This window comes from Spirulina sp. CCY15215 (genome assembly GCF_016888125.1).
Taxonomy (GTDB): domain Bacteria; phylum Cyanobacteriota; class Cyanobacteriia; order Cyanobacteriales; family Spirulinaceae; genus CCY15215.
Genome location: NZ_JACSWA010000299.1, coordinates 14,807 through 30,571, shown reverse-complemented (window position 1 = coordinate 30,571; position 15,765 = coordinate 14,807). Strand labels below are relative to the sequence as shown.

The window sequence follows — 15,765 nt, the reverse complement described above, 5'->3', positions numbered from 1 at the left end:
CAACCGATAAAAACGAAGCGATCGCGTTTGAGCCAGTCATCGAGGACATCAAACCATCCTCGTTGTGCCTGGGCGCGTCCCATTGCTACGGTCATAAAAATGAAATCTCCAAAAATAGCGATAAGAGCGGATTTGAAACCTTTTCCGTAGTTCGACACCCTCTGAAAATGAGAAATTATGAGCAGAGATGTCGCCGAATTGAGAAAAAAGTTTACGTTTCTTTACTTAATTATAATAAATATAAATAATTCTGCACCCTAGTGCAATCCTTAACAAAACCTTAAAATCTTAAAGCACACCCTCAACGAGTACAGCCCGAATGTTCAGTATTGACCTAATTTTGAAGTATTCTCCCATCCCCGTTTCGGTACAGCGCAAAGAACTCGATGCCGCAAAAGCCGTCTACCACGGCGTTCTTGAAGCGATGAAGAAGGTTCCGCCGGAAATGGTGCATTTGACCTGCGAGAAGCAAACGGATAAAGAAGTAGCGGTTTTCAGCGACCAAATTAGTGCCGTGGTTATTTCTCAGAAATCTGCCACCGCTTCGGGACGAACTCCTGGCTTTTTTGGAGACGATAAGGAGTAATTAATATAATCCCCTGTCAGAATTTTCGATCTGATAGGGGATTCTTGAAGTTAGACCATTTTTACAAATCTCGCTGCATTGGACGATCGCGATCGCCAGTAGTTCAAGGAAACAGGACAGCGCGATCGATCTTCTTTTAAAGCATCTTTGATTAATAAAGCAGTAGCGATAAAAATAACAATTGAGAACGGCGAAAATACTGGTAAAAAGGGTGCTAACAATAGAACCGCCGAGGCGATCGCGTTGAAGGGGGAAATAGTTTCTGCTTGAAAAATAATTAGTTTTAAAGTTATGTAAATTTTATTCTTCTAATTGTCGTCTATCTCTTAGAATCTATCTTAATTTAAAGATAATATCTCTAAATCCTTCTATTTTGAATTTTTTATGTTTTATCGCGTCCCTGAAAAACAGATGCACCTCGTTCGCTGGCTTCTCACTATTGGCTGGCTGATTTTAATTGTTTCTTTATTTTACGATCCGGTTTCTGCTTATTTAACTCAGCCGGAAAATACATGGAGTATTTTTCACCTCAATCCTCAACTATTTGATGCGGAAAGATGCCAAGAATTAGTCACCGTTCGCGGAAAATGCTTACCAGAACAACCTTATCCTTTAGGTGCAAATATCTTTTGGGGAATAATTGTTCCCTTAGTTATTTTGGTTCTTCTCTTTCTCGGTCACGAAACATGGCGGAGAATTTGTCCTTTGGCCTTTATGTCGCAAATTTCTCGTGCTTTAGGGAAACAAAGACAACGCAAAAAAGTGAATCCTAAAACTCAAGCTATCCGCTATGAATTGGCAAAAGTTCGCCAAGAATCTTGGCTGGCCAAAAATCATTTATACTTGCAATTTGGCTTGTTATGTGCAGGTCTGTGTATTCGGATTTTATTTGTTAATTCTCATCGAATCTTATTAGGACTATTTTTAATTTTTACGATTCTCAGCGCGATCGCAGTGGGGTATTTTTATGCAGGGAAAAGTTGGTGTCAATATTTTTGCCCGATGGCACCAGTAGAAATGATTCTCACAGGTCCAAGGGCTTTATTTGGCAGCGAAGCACACCAAGGCGATCGCCAAAAAATCACCCAATCGACTTGTCGAACTTTCGATCAAAACGGAGAAAAAAATGCTTGCGTAGGTTGTCAATCTCCTTGTATTGATATTGACGCAGAACGCAATTACTGGGATATTTTTCAAAAACCAGGTCGCCGTTTTATTCATTACGGTTATTTAGGTTTGGTCTTGGGATTCTATCTTTACTATTTCTTCTATTCTGGGACATTTAACTATTTTTACTCCGGAGTTACCAATCACGAAGAAAATCAATTACAAACCGTCTTCGACCCCGGATTTTATTTCTTTGGTCAAGCCATTCTCATTCCCAAATTGGTTGCCGTTCCCTTAACAATTGCTGTATTTGTCACCTTAAGTTATTTCTTATTAAGCAAAGTCGAGCGCTTTTATAAAGGTTATCGTCGTAGTATTGGTAAACCACTAACTCAAGAACAAATTCAACATCAAATCTTTACTGTTTCTACTTTTGCTATTGCCAATATTTACTTTATTTTTAGCGGTCGCTCCCTTCTCAAATTCTTTCCAACTTGGGTAGAATTTATGTTTAATGGTTTAATCGCGATGGTGAGTACCCTGTGGATGTATCGAACCTTAAATCGTAGTTCTGAAAACTATTCGCGAGAAAGTTTAGCGAATAGTCTGCGTCGTCAACTGAGCAAACTTAACATTGATTTCTCTAAATTCTTGGAAGGTCGTTCCATGACCGAATTAAAACCAGATGAGGTCTATGTTTTAGCGAAAATCTTACCGAATTTTAGTAAAGACTCGGGCTTGCAAGTATATAAAGGAGTTTTGCGAGATTCATTAGAGCAAGGAAATGTACAACCTGCAAACAGTTTTGAACGGCTGGAACGATTGCGCTTAGAATTAGGAATCAAGGATGAAGAACATTACAATCTATTAACCGAATTGGGCTTAGAAAATCCAGACCTCCTCGACCCCAATAAGAGTAAAAGCAAGGAAACAAAACTGCGTTTAGATAGTTATCAGGAAGCCTTAGAATTGCAACTGTTAGATTTGTTAGAGATGGGGATTCCTCTATCGGAAGCGATCGACCGTCGCAATCAACAAATTCAAATGTTGAAACAAGAATATGGTATTACCATCGAAGAAGAAGAAGAACTTTTAGAAAGATTAGCAGATCCCGGTAGTGCCGTTGCCAAAAAAGCAGAGGTATTATTAGACTTATTACACAATTTAAACCAACGCGATCGCGCTTTGCGAGAAAATATTCCCAATCCCAACGCACCAGAGTTTACTCTTTTGCGATCGCTGGGCATTCAAAATAAACAACAGATCGTCTTGCGAAAATTACTCTCCATTTTAGAGGTTTTGGGGGATGCAACAGAAGCGAGAAATATTGCCGCATCAGTTGCTAAATTGATTACTTTGGAAATACGAGAAAATATCTTAAACGATCCTCAAAATAACTTCCCTTGGTCGGAACGTCTTGATGATGAAGTATTAGAGATTTTGCACTCCCCGCAACTTGTAGAAGAGGAGGAAAACTTACCCAGTGGGATCGCCGTTATTGAAGAACTTCTGCAAGAATTAGAACCCCTCGTACAAGCAACTGCACTGTATGCGATCAATAAACTCGATCCTCAACAAGGCAAACAACAAGCAGAACAATTCTTGAATTCTACGGTTTCTTTAGATGATTTAGTTCGAGAAACGGCTGAACGTATTTCAGGAAAAACTCAGGAACAAATGTCGAAAACCCCCACTTTAGTTGCGCGGGTTACTGTTAAGGGAGAAACTCGCGAGGAAGTCATACAAAAACATTTAATTCTTGTCGGACGCAGCCCTAGCAATGATATTGTTATCAACGATCCTAAAGTTTCTAAACAGCACGCTCTCTTTTACCTCGATGATAAAGGTGCAACTCTGGCACCTTCTGGAAGTGCTTATGGGGTACGAATTGGCAATCGCTTGCTACAACGGGGAAATTACCGATTAGAAGGGGAAGAAATCATTCGCTTTAGTCGTGCAGAGGAACCGGCGATCGCAGTGCGGTGGGAAAAACAACTGGCACAGTCTGGCAGTCTCGATCGTACCTTGGGAACCTTAGAAAAGTTGTTCTTACTCCTAGAAATTGAACTTTTCCAAGCAGTTAAACCCGAAGCATCGATCGAATTAGCACGAGAGTCGGAAATTCGCCTCTATCCCCAAGGAGTATGCTTATGTCAGCAAGGAGATCCTGCCGATGAACTCTTTTTATTAATTGAAGGAACTGCCGATGCAACTGTCTTTCAAGGAGATAAGGAAGTCACTATTAATACAATTTTCTCGGGAACGGCGATCGGGGAAATGGGAATTTTAACTCGTCAAGTGCGATCGGCTAATGTGATTACCACAGCTAAACAAAATCGGGTTCTGGTGGTGAAAGCGGAGAATTTTGAGGCAGCTTTGGCGAAAGATGCCGAAGTTACTAAACAATTATTATTAGAGGCGATCGCGCGTTTACAACGATTGACGGCACGGGTACAAAATATGACTTAATCTCCTCAATGTTGTTGTAAAATTATTGTATCGATCAACTCGGAGTAGTCCTGAGCAGATATAATCAATCTGTTAACAATTTGCTAAATAATGGCCAAGTTGAAGTATAGTAGAGACAGAATGGGTTCAAAACAATGACAGAAACTAAAAAAATACTTAAACAAGAAAAAATCAGTCGATTAATAGAATTAGGCAATTTAGCAAAACAAAGACATTTAGATTCCGGTGGCGATCCTCATGTTGCTGTTGGTAGTCTTAACCAGAATGATACATTAACCGACGAGGAAAGAACAGAATATTTAGACCTTACCCGACAAATTTTTGATGATACAGAAATTGAAGACTTTATTAGAAAAACTGGAACTTGGCAAGAGAGATTTAAGCGTTTTAAAGCAGAAATGAAAGTAGAAAAATGATTAGAATAAGTCCTACGATCGCCAACAATTTTGCTTTAGCATCGAATCAATACGATCGCCTAGTGGGTAATGAAGCGCTGCAATGTGCTTCCTCAAATTGTTGCAATGCTTGTTTGATTTGTTCTTCAGATTCTACCTCCTCATTTCTCAACGTTGAAGGACTGGGAACAAAAAGAGGATAGGGTGTCTTCCAGGGAATCTTTCCTTCAAGAAAAGCGCGATCGCCGTAGACTCCTACAGACCCTAAATAAGTGCCACTGCGAAGGATAAATCGGCGATCGCTGGTGCGAATTTCCTCATTATTGACAACTATTCCCGTTGCTAAATGACTAAAACCTACTTCACTGATTTCAATGATACAAACTTGACCTTGAATTGAGGAAGGATAAATGGCTAAACGTTGTTCGTATCCCGACCACATTCCTAAAAAAGGAGCAATAGAAGGATTGATTTTTGACCAAGCATTGACTAATACTTGATGTTGTTGTTTCTCTGCTTCTGTTCGATAATCGTCCAAGTAATTGCTGAATTCACCCGATCGCAGTTCTTGAATTTTGCGAGTTAGTTCAGAACGCAATTGCTGCATTTCTCTCTCAGTGGGATAGCGATCGCTGGCTTCAACTATTGGGGTTAAAAGTAATACCAGCAAACTTGCAGTTAAGACTTTGGATAATTTTTTAAACCAACCAGATAATTGAGTTTTACTAATTTGCATTCCCTTTTCTCCCATGAATGATACTTTTGTGGTTGGAAAAAGGGTTTGGAGACCAAACCCCTACGATGTGGTTGGAAAAAGGGTTTGGAGACCAAACCCCTACTTTAAACATCCTGCGAAAAAGGGTTTGGAGACCAAACCCCTACTTTAAACATCCTGAGATTTAACTACAGCAGATGTTGTTGACTGACCGGAAGATTCTTCCCCAGGTAGGGGTTTGGTGACCAAACCCTCATTAGGTTTGGAGACCAAACCCTCATCAGAATTGAGTAACTCTTTAACTTGAGAAATTAAACTTCCCAATTTACCCTCATCGAGTAAAGAATTAATCAGCGAAAGTCCACTTGTAGACAGCAACAGCTTGTTAATATCACCTATATCCCCCTTACCATTGCCATTTGCCCCCGGAAACGCATAGATGCGCGTATCCCCCAAAACTCCGGGTTGTGGAGCAAGTGCCTTTGCCAATTCCGGCAATTGGTCGGCAATTTCGGGAAAAATGAGTTTTATCACCTCCGCCGTGCGATTGGCATTACTGAGGGCATTTTCTGCCTCAATCAGCGCCTTTTTACCTTCCGCTTCCGATAAGTCCTTATACTTGTTAGCTTCCGCAAGAGTGCGAATAGATTCCGCTTCCAATTCCGTCGCTTGACGAGCAATTTCCGCTTGACGACGACGGCGGAAAACTTCAATTTCCACTACATTATTATCAGCAATTTGTCGTTGTTGTGCTTCTTTTTCCGCATCAATAACTGAAAGACGGCGATCGCGTTCCGCTTCCTCTACTTGTTTCGCCGTTTGTACTGCAACCTCTGCTTGGATCCGTTCCGCTTCTGTCGCTAGGCGTTCTTTTTCCTTCTCAGCGATCGCGATCGCCGCTTCCTGTTGTGCTAAACGAGACTCTTGTTCTGCCGATGCAACCTCAATTTTCGCACGTAAGCGAGACGCATCAACAGTTTGTTCTCGGGTAATCTCCGCCACTTGTGCTTCTTGTTGTTGCAATGCTTGAGCAATTTTCAGTTTCTTATTTTGTTCCTCTAAAGCAATATTTGCTTTGATTTGACTTTGTTGGATCGACAATTGTTTTTGAATATTCTCCTCTTCAACAGCTTGATCTTGTAAAATCTTATTCCGTTCAATTTTTGCAGATTCCTTATCCTGTGCCTCTTGAATTTCTCGGGCGCGTTGTGCCTTTAATGCTTCAATTTCTTGCTCTTGTGTTAATTGCAGAGCCGCAATTTCTTTTTCTTGATTGAGTTTGGCTTCTTCTTTCTGTTGAGTGATAGATAAAGATTGCTTTTCAGCATCGAGTTCTTGTTGTTCCATCGTGACTTTAGTAGTCAGTTCAACTTCTTTCTTTTGTTGAATAGCTCGCTGAATTGTCTCTGTTCTCAATCTGACTCCTTGAGCATCAAAAAAGTTATTTTCATCGTAAGTATCGCTTTCTTCAATTTCCGAAATCGCGATATTATTGAGAGTCAAACCTACTTTTTTCAAATCCTGTTGAATCAAATTCAAAACCTCATCAGCAAATCCCAATTTATCCGAGTCAATTTCTGCTAAATTCTTCCGTTTTGCTGCAGCACGAATAGCATCATCTGCCCGTTTTTCCAAGGCTTCTTTAATATCAACTTCAGAAATACGACCTTTTTTTGATAAACGCGCCGCCGCCGTACTCACATCTTGTTCGTCAGCATTAATACAAACATAAAAAGTGACCCGCATACTTGCTCGTAAATAGTCTTGGGTGCGAACAGCTAGAACTCCTGTGCGTTCGACATCAATAGAAATCTCTCGTAAAGGAACGCGAGTTAGTTCGTGAAATCCAGGTAAAACTACACAACCACCATTAATAATTACGGTTTTCTTTTTAATAAATAATCCTCCCGTTCTGACGAAGGCTTCGTTATTAGGCGTGATATTATAAACCAGTTTATAAGCCCATAATCCAACAATGAGAAAGATAATAATCCCAACCAGTCCCGCCGTTGCAATGAGGAGTCCTCCTCCTAATTCTCCTAAACCTAACTGCATGGGCAAAGGTTGAGTAGCAATGAGAGGTTGAGTCTTATGGTTAAAGGTTGGTTTAAACGTAGAGTCAAAAGTCAGATTTGGGCTTTCTAGCAAAGATTCCTCTAAAGAAATTGCGGGTAAAGTTTGCAGAAAAATCAACAAAAATTTAGGATTCATAATGCCTCCAATTTAATGAGAATGTGAGTCTTGCGGTGATTTTAAATTTGCCAGCCAGCGATCTTCATCGGAGGTATCTTTTGCCAAGATAAGATAGCTATTTTTACGGCGATCGATGACAATTATTTGCTGTCCGCGTTGGGGAATAATAGTTGCCCATTCCGGCACTGTTGCGCCAACAGTCACTAAATTTTTATGAGCATCGGAAACATCAACTTGACCGATTTTTCCTTCAGTAATCCGAGGAATTGTTTTAGAAGAAACTGTACCGAGACAACCAATAAGGCGATCGCCGCTAACATCTTGTCCAAAGGAGGCAAATAACTTACCCAAGGGACGAGAAATTAAACCACCCATTTGTAAACCCAACCAAAAAGATACTAGAAAAATGATGCCTCCCCAGCCTAAAACGACAACAGGAATAAAACCGAGAAAATGGAAGGCGATCGCGTTTAGCAGCCATCCCGTTAGCCCCCAAATACACAAATCTGTTGCCAACAATAACATGAGAGGGACTTTCCCTATTCCCCACCAACTGAGGAATTGAGGTAAACCCATTTCACTCTCAATATCAGCTTCCGTATCGGCATCTAAATCTAAGAAATCATTACCATCAATATCGTCATCTCCTCCACCGGCACTAATAGCAATTAAAAAGAGAAGAATGCCGAGACCGAGAATAATCCAGTAGGGAAGGTTGGTCAGACTATAAAGCATAGTTGGGAAACAAACGAGCAGATTCAAAAATCTTATCCATAGTTTAAGGGTAGATTCTCTCAATATGTAGAAAATCTACAAGAAAATTAATTTTTGCGGCTTATTCCTGCTTTAACCTGCCTTAAACTCATTGCAGCACTGGGAAAACGATGGTATTATACAAGAGATACGCGATCGCATACCGATTCAGTAATTTCAAATCGGTCTTTTTTCTTGCTAAAATCCATATCAGGCTGAGAATAAAACAAGAAAGTTTCTTAATCAACCCCCGGAAAAGACTCAACAAACTGAATTTTAATATCGGGAAAACTATCCACAAATTTAATTTTAAAATCAGGGAAATGTTCCACAAATTGCCACTCTCCGCAATCATCAGGAAATGAGGTAACAGGTTTAATTTTGAGATCGGGAAATGAGGTGACAACCTCAACTTTAAAATCGGGAAAATTCTCAACAATTTGCACTTTACCGTACAGTTTTTTGCCGCGATAAGTGCAGGTTTGAGGGTTGATCGCAGCATCAGCCAGGGCAGAAGGTGTAAAAAGAACAGTCAAGGCGATCGCGCCGATTTCAATCATTCTAATCATATTTTTCATGGCAATTAAGTAAGGGGTAAAAAACTAGGCTTTGGGCTATCAATCCGGACAGATTTCTTTGCACATCCTCGAACAATTTGTAAAGTTTAACTAAAAATAAAGTTGCGATCGCCTCGTAACGGACGGCTGAATTTTATCAGAGTCTCGGGCGCAAAAAAATCGCCAAGCAGTATTTCCTCGATACTGCATTCATTGATAATTGTTCCTTGAAAAGCGTTCTTTTGCCTTTTGAAAGGACTCTCCCATCACTTCTTGAATGCGTGCGGGATCTGGCTTTTTCCCGCCCATCAAATCGCCAAAATAAACGCAGGCTCCCTCACCTAAAGCTAGGGTATAAGCTGCCGCCCAAGATGCAGCGATAACGCTACCAAACCCCGGTACAAACTTAATTAACTCTCGCCCGATCGCCTGTGCCAAAAATCCCCCCGCGATCGCACTCACAATTCCTCCGGCTTGGGAAGGGGTCACGGTTTGCCCGTATAATTTTCCCAACACTCCCACCATCGATACTTGCAATGCGGTTAAAACAGGCATAGTTGCAAAAGGCAAAGGAACCGCCGCTAAAGTTGCCGCGATCGCCACAAATGCAGTAATATAACGCCGTCCTACATCCCGATATAAATTCCCCAACTCTTTCCCCCCCGTCTCATCCAATAACTGATAAATCATGCGGGACTCTGCTTCTGGCAAAAGAGCCGCGAGGGCATCTCGCAATGCTTCCAACCCGTAAAATATGGGGGTGTAGCCGTCTTCTTCCAAGGTAAAATCAATAAGGACAGTGCGATCGCAAAGTCTTGCAAAGGCTTCTTGTAGGGCTTTATAAGGGCGATCGCACGCTTCTAAGGTGGGAGGATAGGGAGGATGAGCCGCGACTTCAGCAGGATAGACTTCATGCAGACAGGTCACTACCAGCAAACAGGGAATGTGAGAGTATTTTTGGCGCAATTTCTCAGTAATGTCTCGCAAAGTGGCGATCGCAAAGTCATTAATTTTAACCGTGAGAATGAGAATTCTAGCGTGACGGCTTTCCTGTTGTAAATCGTCGATCAATTCTGCAACGATCGCATCAGTATCTTGTCCGATGTCTCCCAGTCCTACAGTATCGGTAAACACCAGTAAAGGCAAATCGTCGGAGGGGTAAGCATAACGTTGGGTGTGTTGGGTATGGGGGCGAAACCCCTGCCCAATAATCTCCACAGAAACCCCCGTCAGTCCTCTCACAATTGAACTTTTTCCTGCTTGAGGTTTGCCAATTAATAAGGCTTCTGTGGTGGGTAAACGCGATCGCACTTCTGCTAAAATTTCCGCAACGCGATCGTCACTAACCCTAAATAAATCTATCACTTTTTGGGCAGCGCGATGGACAGGTAGAAGCTGAGTAAAGCTATTTTTGGTCGCTTTTAAAGCCCTCACAATTTGATTCTCTTCCTTAGAAGTCTCTGTTACTGGAGTTTCTCTATCCAATTTGGTCATGATTTCTGCTTCTTGGTTGGAAGCTGCGAGTTTTACGGAATTTTTCCTAAAATTATTGTAGAAAATTCTAGCACTTCATTATTAAGGATAATGAAACTTAACCAGCAAGTCGTTTCTAATTCTGCGATCGCTTCCCAGCTAAAACCATCTGTTTTGCAAATATCAAGAAAATGGGGCAGAATTTTTCTTTGTTTGAGTCCCTTTATTTTAGCAAGTTGTCAAGTTAACTTGCAAATTCCTAAACTAGATGGAGAGCAACAAGCTAAATTTTATATTCAAACAGTCACCCGAGGACAAGAGGCTTATTACAAAAATAATGGCGAATTAACGGCTTCTTTGAAGGAGTTGGCGATCGATTTTAAATTGGATACACCAGATTATAAATTTGTAGTTCTTTCTCATGGCGATCCCACTCATAGCGTTACCATAACTGCAACAGCGAAAAAAGAAAACTTGCATAGTTATACGGGAATTGTTTACGGTCAAAAAGAGGGAGATAATTATCAAGCAGTGGTTAATATGTGCCAGACGGAACAACCCTCTACTATTGCACCTAAATTAGACACAAAACCCATTACCAGTAAAGCATTAGATTGCCCTTCTGGATCGATTCCTATGCAGTAATTATTGCGATCTGGTTAGTTAGATTGAGTTAGATTGATCATCATTTATTCTTTGCCTAACCCATTGGTTTGCGTCGGCGATCGCCAGAGGAGGAGAGAAAAAATAACCTTGAGCTACATTGCAGCCGAGGGATTTAAGGGTTTCTATTTGAGAGAGAGTTTCTACCCCTTCTGCAACTAAATCCATACCCAAACCGCCAGCAAGAATGATAATAGTTTTGATAATCGCGATGGGATGAGTCTTTTCTTGTAATCCTTTCAGAAAAGAGCGATCGATTTTAATGGTATCGATGGGAAATTCATGCAGGCGACTTAAGGAAGAATAGCCCGTACCAAAATCATCAATACACAGTCCCAGCCCTAATGCTTTGAGTTGTTGAAAGCGATCGCGAGAAATATCCGCTTCCAATAAACAACTTTCGGTAATTTCTAATTTTAATTGGCTTTTATCAATCTGGGTTTCCAGACAAATTTGCTCGAGTTTTCTGACAAAGTTAACCTGTCTGAGTTGTAGGGGAGAAAGATTGACATTTAACTGAAAATCCTGCCGATCGCTTCCCATTTCTGCTTGCCATTGGCGCAACTGATGGCAAGCAGTTTTGAGGATAAACCACCCCAATCGCTCGATCTCGCCATTTTCTTCAGCAAGGGGAATAAATTCATTGGGAGAGACAAGTCCTCGTTGAGGATGATTCCAGCGCACAAGGGCTTCAAAGCCTCGTAATTTTCCTGTCGATAAGCAAATAATCGGTTGATAATATAAACAAAATTCTTCCCTTTTGAGTCCATGTCTCAGGTTATTTTCTAATTGCAATTTTGCCAAGGTTTGAATTTGCATTTGAGGGTCAAATACTTCATAGCGCCCTTTTCCTCGCAGTTTGGCACGATACATTGTAATATCTGCATCTCGCAAGAGATTTTCAGGGTGGGTGTAATGAGAGTTTCCCACAACAATGCCAATACTTCCTCGGGTAAACAATTCGTAAGTTTTGATTTGGAAAGGAGTATCGAGTTTTTCTAGCAGGGTTTCAGCAATTTCAATCGCTTCATTTACTCCCGATATGGTTTGCAGTAAGACGGCAAATTCATCTCCGCCAAAACGAGCGATAATATGATGAGATGCTAAACTATCTTGCAGTCTCTTCGCGACGGATTTAAGCAGTTCATCTCCCATCCAGTGTCCCAAGCTGTCGTTGATGGCTTTAAAGCGATCGAGATCGATAAATAAAACTGCATAAGTTAATCCTATATTGGCGCGATCGCCCCTCAAGGAGATCGCCTCTTCGATATGTTTGAGAAAACAAGATCGGTTGGGTAATTGGGTCAGATCGTCGTGGAGGGCGCGATAGCGTAATTGTTCTTCGGCATAGCGGCGGGCGGTGATATCTTGTACTGTACCTTCGTAATAGAGAATATCTCCCTTTTTGTTGCGGACGGCGCGGGTGTTTTCGGAGATCCAAATGGGGGTTCCATCTTGACGATAGACTTGGGATTCAAAGTTGGCAATAATATCATTCTCTTGGAGAAGATGGGTGAATTGGCTGCGGCGTTGGGGATCGACGTAGAGTTGATGGGCGACATCGGTAAGGGCGGCGATGAGGTCTTTGGGAGAATCATAGCCGTAAATTTGAGCAAGGGCGGAGTTGGCGTTAAGATAATGTCCGTCGGGAGAGGTTTGAAAAATTCCGATGGGGCTATTTTCAAAAATGCTGCGATATTTAGTTTCTGCGAGTTCTAGGTCTTCCCCTGTCTGTTTGCGTTCGATCGCAATTCCAGCGATATGAGAGGCAAAGTGCATCAGTTGCCCTTCTTCTGGGGTTGAAACCCGTGTTGAGGAATCTTCGACGATCAAGAGTCCTAAGATCGCCTGTTGAGAGGACAAAATGGGGGTTGATCTTGATTTCCGTTTTTTCCCTTTGCCTTGGCTTTTCCGGTAACTTTTAACTTCTAGGATCGGTTTACCCTTTTTATCCAAGAGGGCGATCGCCAAATTGCTATCGTCGAGTTGATCTTCGATGGCCTGCAATAAAAGTGATAGGGTTTCTTCGAGATCGCGATCGCTGGAGATGACCTCGAGAATTTGTTTTTGACTGCTGAGGAGTTTAATAATAGAGGCGCGATCGGCCATGAGTTTAGAAATGGCAGGAATTTTGGCATCTGTGGCATCTGTGGCGTGGGCAAACAACTCCGGGGCATTATTATTGCTAACGAGGGATATCCCTTCAACTAAAATAGCTTGTTTGGCCAAGGTGGTACGAATGTCCGAACAGCAACAGCGCCAAGAGATAGAAGTCTCTCGATCCTCAAATGTCCAATTGATAATCTTGTTCTTGATACTCTGCTTCCACTTTTGTGCTTTATCTTGAGCTTTCCCTCGGAATTTAGAGTGCAATGAGGTAGGAATTTGACTGGCGAAATTGCAGTCTTTGAGGATAGATACACAGGGGACATTCCATAATTTGAGTGCCGTATCATTGCCCCAACAAATTTGTTGTATTTCCATGTCAACGATCCAGAGGGGCGATCGCACAAAATTTAGCGCATTGAGTTCTGATTGCGTCCAAATATCTCTCCAACTATTCGCGTTATTTTGCCGTTCTTGACTAATTTGCAACATTCAGATCTGTTAGGGGAGAACTCTGAAAAACAGTAGCGATTTCATAATATCTTGTATCTTTAACCTGTTTGGCGTTTCTTTTAGGGCTTTTTCAAGCTCCCGCTAGAGTCCGGAGGACTTAGCGGTGAGTTCCTGACCCTTTCCTTCAACCTCAAGATATTGCTATCTTTATATCTTTATATCAAAAAATATAACAAAATTGTTACAAACTATACCTTTCCCAAAGGAAAAAGAAAAGCGAAATGCTTTGCTGTCTCTAGCTTAAACCTCTAGAGAGACGCATTTAGGAAGAGTTAACGTCTCATTAAATATTCTATCAACTTGGTCTAGTTTCTGAATCATTTGCGATTGAATGGAGGAACAGAGATAGTAATTTTGGGAAATCGCCATGAGAAAGCAACCTTCGCAACTCACTCGCCTAATCTGGGATTTTTACCGGGAAAATCAAACAGAACTGCAAAAACTGAAATTATTAGGAAAATGTAAAGTTTTTAGACGTTGGGGGGTTCTGAACATTCGCTGTTGGAATGGGGAAATTGCCGAGACTGTAATTTCCCTGCGATCGCTGATTGAAGAACCGATCGCCAAACTGCGTATTGCTCGAGAAATCCAAATCTCCGTTGACAACACCCAAATTGCCCTCTTTGAGATCGGGAAATCTCAAGGGATCAAGAATCAAAGTAGCAGAAATTGTGAAAAGATGAAGGATGAAGCATGAAGCATGAAGCATGAAGCATGAAGCATGAAGCATGAAGCATAGCCATTTTTACCCCCTAGCCCCCTTCTCTAAAGGTAGGGGGTAAAAACGTTCAAGCCAGCCCTGCTGACTCGTAAAGGCGGCGCAAAATAGCGAGGACCTTGCGACCGTATTCAGCATCGGAAGACCAACGCCCGGATAGTTGTTCCACTAGGGGCGCAACGCCTCGGGTGACGAAGCGAAAACGAGGATCTACCATGTCTTGAACAAGGGGTTCTAAACTCGCATAAGCCTTTAAATGCTGGATATGGGCGCGAACCCCTATTTGGGCGCTGGGAAAAGTGGCGGTTCCACTACCGCCAACGGCACCTAAATTGGCGAAGTTGTTTTGGGAGGATTTGACATCGCCGCCAAAGCGCAGGAAATTGGTGGTCAAACACATTTGCGTGAAGGCAATATCATAGTTGACTCCTTCAGTGGCGGCTTCTTCGCGATAGAGTTTGGGGAGATCGGGGAATTGGTCGCTGGCGCTTTCGTTATTGGCTTTGAGGAACATGATTAACTGTACCTCCGAGGTATTACCGCGCCCCATAATGCGATCGATGCTGCCAGGACAAATTTGGGTAATGGAACTTAATACGACGCTGCGGGTATCGTTGTCCCAGCCGACGGTAATGGTAAACTCGCGCAATTCTGCGGCTTTAACGTAAACGACCCCTTGATAGTCTACCAAGCGCAATTGGTTGACTTGACTGAGTTCGATGCCGAGGCGATCGACGAGATCGATGGGAATAAAAGCATTATTATTGATGAGAATGCCCTGTTCGCCGTAGGTTTGCTTGTTAATGAGAATGCCAATGGAAGCATAGCGGTTAGTAGGGGTTTTCGTTCCCGATATTTCCCGACTCCAGGCCTCGATCCCGTCTACAATACCGAGTGCCATGTCCCGACGGCGATTAATAATTAAAGAGCGATCCTCGGGGCTGGTTATAAAACCTACTTCCAGCAAGAGGGAGGGAAGAGAAATATCGCGACAGAAGCCCAAACGTCCTACTCCTGTGGCTGTATCGGGACGAGAACCGCGACTGGGAAGCTGGGGAAGGCGGCGGATCAGGGACAGCAGCACGAGATCGCCGTGTTTTTTGCGCTCATTGTTGCCGGAAATATAAAATGCAGTAGCCCCACGCACATCGGGGTTGGGTGCAGCATCGGCGTGAATTTCGATCGCCACATCTCCGGATTTCCCTCGAGCGTTAATCCAACCGATAGATTCACGTAAACTGAGGGTATCGGGAACGGAAAAGACTTCCAAGCCCCGCGATCGCAGTTCTGGGACGATGACATCCCGCAGCAGGATCATTTGTTGTGCTTCGGTTGTCCCCCCCGCGATCGCTCCGGGGTCGTTGCGTCCTCCTTCTGTACCACCATGACCTGCGGAAACGAATATCCTACCCATAATTGTTCTTTTCCTAACGATCTAGACTAAATGATATTGGCAACTATAACGATAATTAAAATAAAGTCGCTTTAGTTACTCTACGATAATTTTTGCCGCAATT

The 15,765-nt window shown here is 42.3% G+C and carries 13 protein-coding genes; 5 read left to right on the top strand and 8 right to left on the bottom strand.

What is annotated here, in order from left to right; genetic code table 11:
• The first annotated feature begins 319 nt into the window (after window positions 1-319).
• On the top strand, window positions 320-586 hold the full coding sequence (locus JUI58_RS04415) for a hypothetical protein (RefSeq protein WP_204102537.1): 267 nt from the start codon (window positions 320-322) through the stop codon (window positions 584-586).
• Window positions 587-636: 50 nt separating this feature from the next.
• On the opposite strand, the gene JUI58_RS04410 is transcribed toward JUI58_RS04415, so the two are convergent.
• On the bottom strand, window positions 637-807 hold the full coding sequence (locus tag JUI58_RS04410) for a hypothetical protein (RefSeq protein ID WP_204102536.1): 171 nt from the start codon (window positions 805-807) through the stop codon (window positions 637-639).
• Between the two features lie 163 nt (window positions 808-970).
• Between JUI58_RS04410 and JUI58_RS04405 the strand changes: the two genes are divergently transcribed.
• Complete coding sequence (locus JUI58_RS04405; RefSeq protein ID WP_204102535.1) at window positions 971-4,162, top strand: cyclic nucleotide-binding domain-containing protein; 3,192 nt, start codon at window positions 971-973, stop codon at window positions 4,160-4,162.
• Between the two features lie 134 nt (window positions 4,163-4,296).
• Window positions 4,297-4,578: a hypothetical protein gene (locus JUI58_RS04400; RefSeq protein WP_204102534.1), complete on the top strand. Its 282-nt coding sequence runs from the start codon at window positions 4,297-4,299 to the stop codon at window positions 4,576-4,578.
• Between the two features lie 46 nt (window positions 4,579-4,624).
• On the opposite strand, the gene JUI58_RS04395 is transcribed toward JUI58_RS04400, so the two are convergent.
• The 5 genes from JUI58_RS04395 to JUI58_RS04375 all read right to left on the bottom strand — a co-directional run bounded on the left by JUI58_RS04395 (window position 4,625) and on the right by JUI58_RS04375 (window position 10,269).
• A complete protein-coding gene (locus JUI58_RS04395; RefSeq protein WP_204102533.1) occupies window positions 4,625-5,293 on the bottom strand; it encodes a hypothetical protein in 669 nt (222 codons plus the stop codon).
• Window positions 5,294-5,440: 147 nt separating this feature from the next.
• Window positions 5,441-7,483, bottom strand: coding sequence for an SPFH domain-containing protein (locus JUI58_RS04390; protein WP_204102532.1), 2,043 nt, complete (start codon window positions 7,481-7,483; stop codon window positions 5,441-5,443).
• Window positions 7,484-7,495: 12 nt separating this feature from the next.
• Window positions 7,496-8,200 (bottom strand): OB-fold-containig protein, encoded by a 705-nt coding sequence (locus JUI58_RS04385; RefSeq protein ID WP_204102531.1) that lies wholly within the window; start codon window positions 8,198-8,200, stop codon window positions 7,496-7,498.
• A gap of 257 nt (window positions 8,201-8,457) precedes the next feature.
• Window positions 8,458-8,787 carry a hypothetical protein gene (locus JUI58_RS04380; protein WP_348539832.1) on the bottom strand — a complete coding sequence of 110 codons (330 nt, stop codon included), beginning with the start codon at window positions 8,785-8,787 and terminating at the stop codon, window positions 8,458-8,460.
• Window positions 8,788-8,985: 198 nt separating this feature from the next.
• Window positions 8,986-10,269, bottom strand: coding sequence for a GTPase (locus JUI58_RS04375; protein ID WP_204102529.1), 1,284 nt, complete (start codon window positions 10,267-10,269; stop codon window positions 8,986-8,988).
• Between the two features lie 90 nt (window positions 10,270-10,359).
• Between JUI58_RS04375 and JUI58_RS04370 the strand changes: the two genes are divergently transcribed.
• The gene (locus JUI58_RS04370; RefSeq protein WP_204102528.1) at window positions 10,360-10,893 is read left to right on the top strand and encodes a type IV pilin-like G/H family protein; all 534 of its coding nucleotides are present in this window, start codon (window positions 10,360-10,362) and stop codon (window positions 10,891-10,893) included.
• Between the two features lie 18 nt (window positions 10,894-10,911).
• Here JUI58_RS04370 and JUI58_RS04365 read toward each other — a convergent pair whose 3' ends face one another.
• Window positions 10,912-13,509, bottom strand: coding sequence for an EAL domain-containing protein (locus tag JUI58_RS04365; protein ID WP_204102527.1), 2,598 nt, complete (start codon window positions 13,507-13,509; stop codon window positions 10,912-10,914).
• A gap of 388 nt (window positions 13,510-13,897) precedes the next feature.
• On the opposite strand from JUI58_RS04365, the gene JUI58_RS04360 reads away from it, so the two are divergent.
• Window positions 13,898-14,227, top strand: coding sequence for a hypothetical protein (locus tag JUI58_RS04360; protein ID WP_204102526.1), 330 nt, complete (start codon window positions 13,898-13,900; stop codon window positions 14,225-14,227).
• Window positions 14,228-14,318: 91 nt separating this feature from the next.
• On the opposite strand, the gene JUI58_RS04355 is transcribed toward JUI58_RS04360, so the two are convergent.
• Entirely contained in the window at window positions 14,319-15,662 is a 1,344-nt protein-coding gene (locus tag JUI58_RS04355) for an N-acetylmuramoyl-L-alanine amidase (protein WP_204102525.1), read from the bottom strand.
• Window positions 15,663-15,765 lie beyond the last annotated feature (103 nt).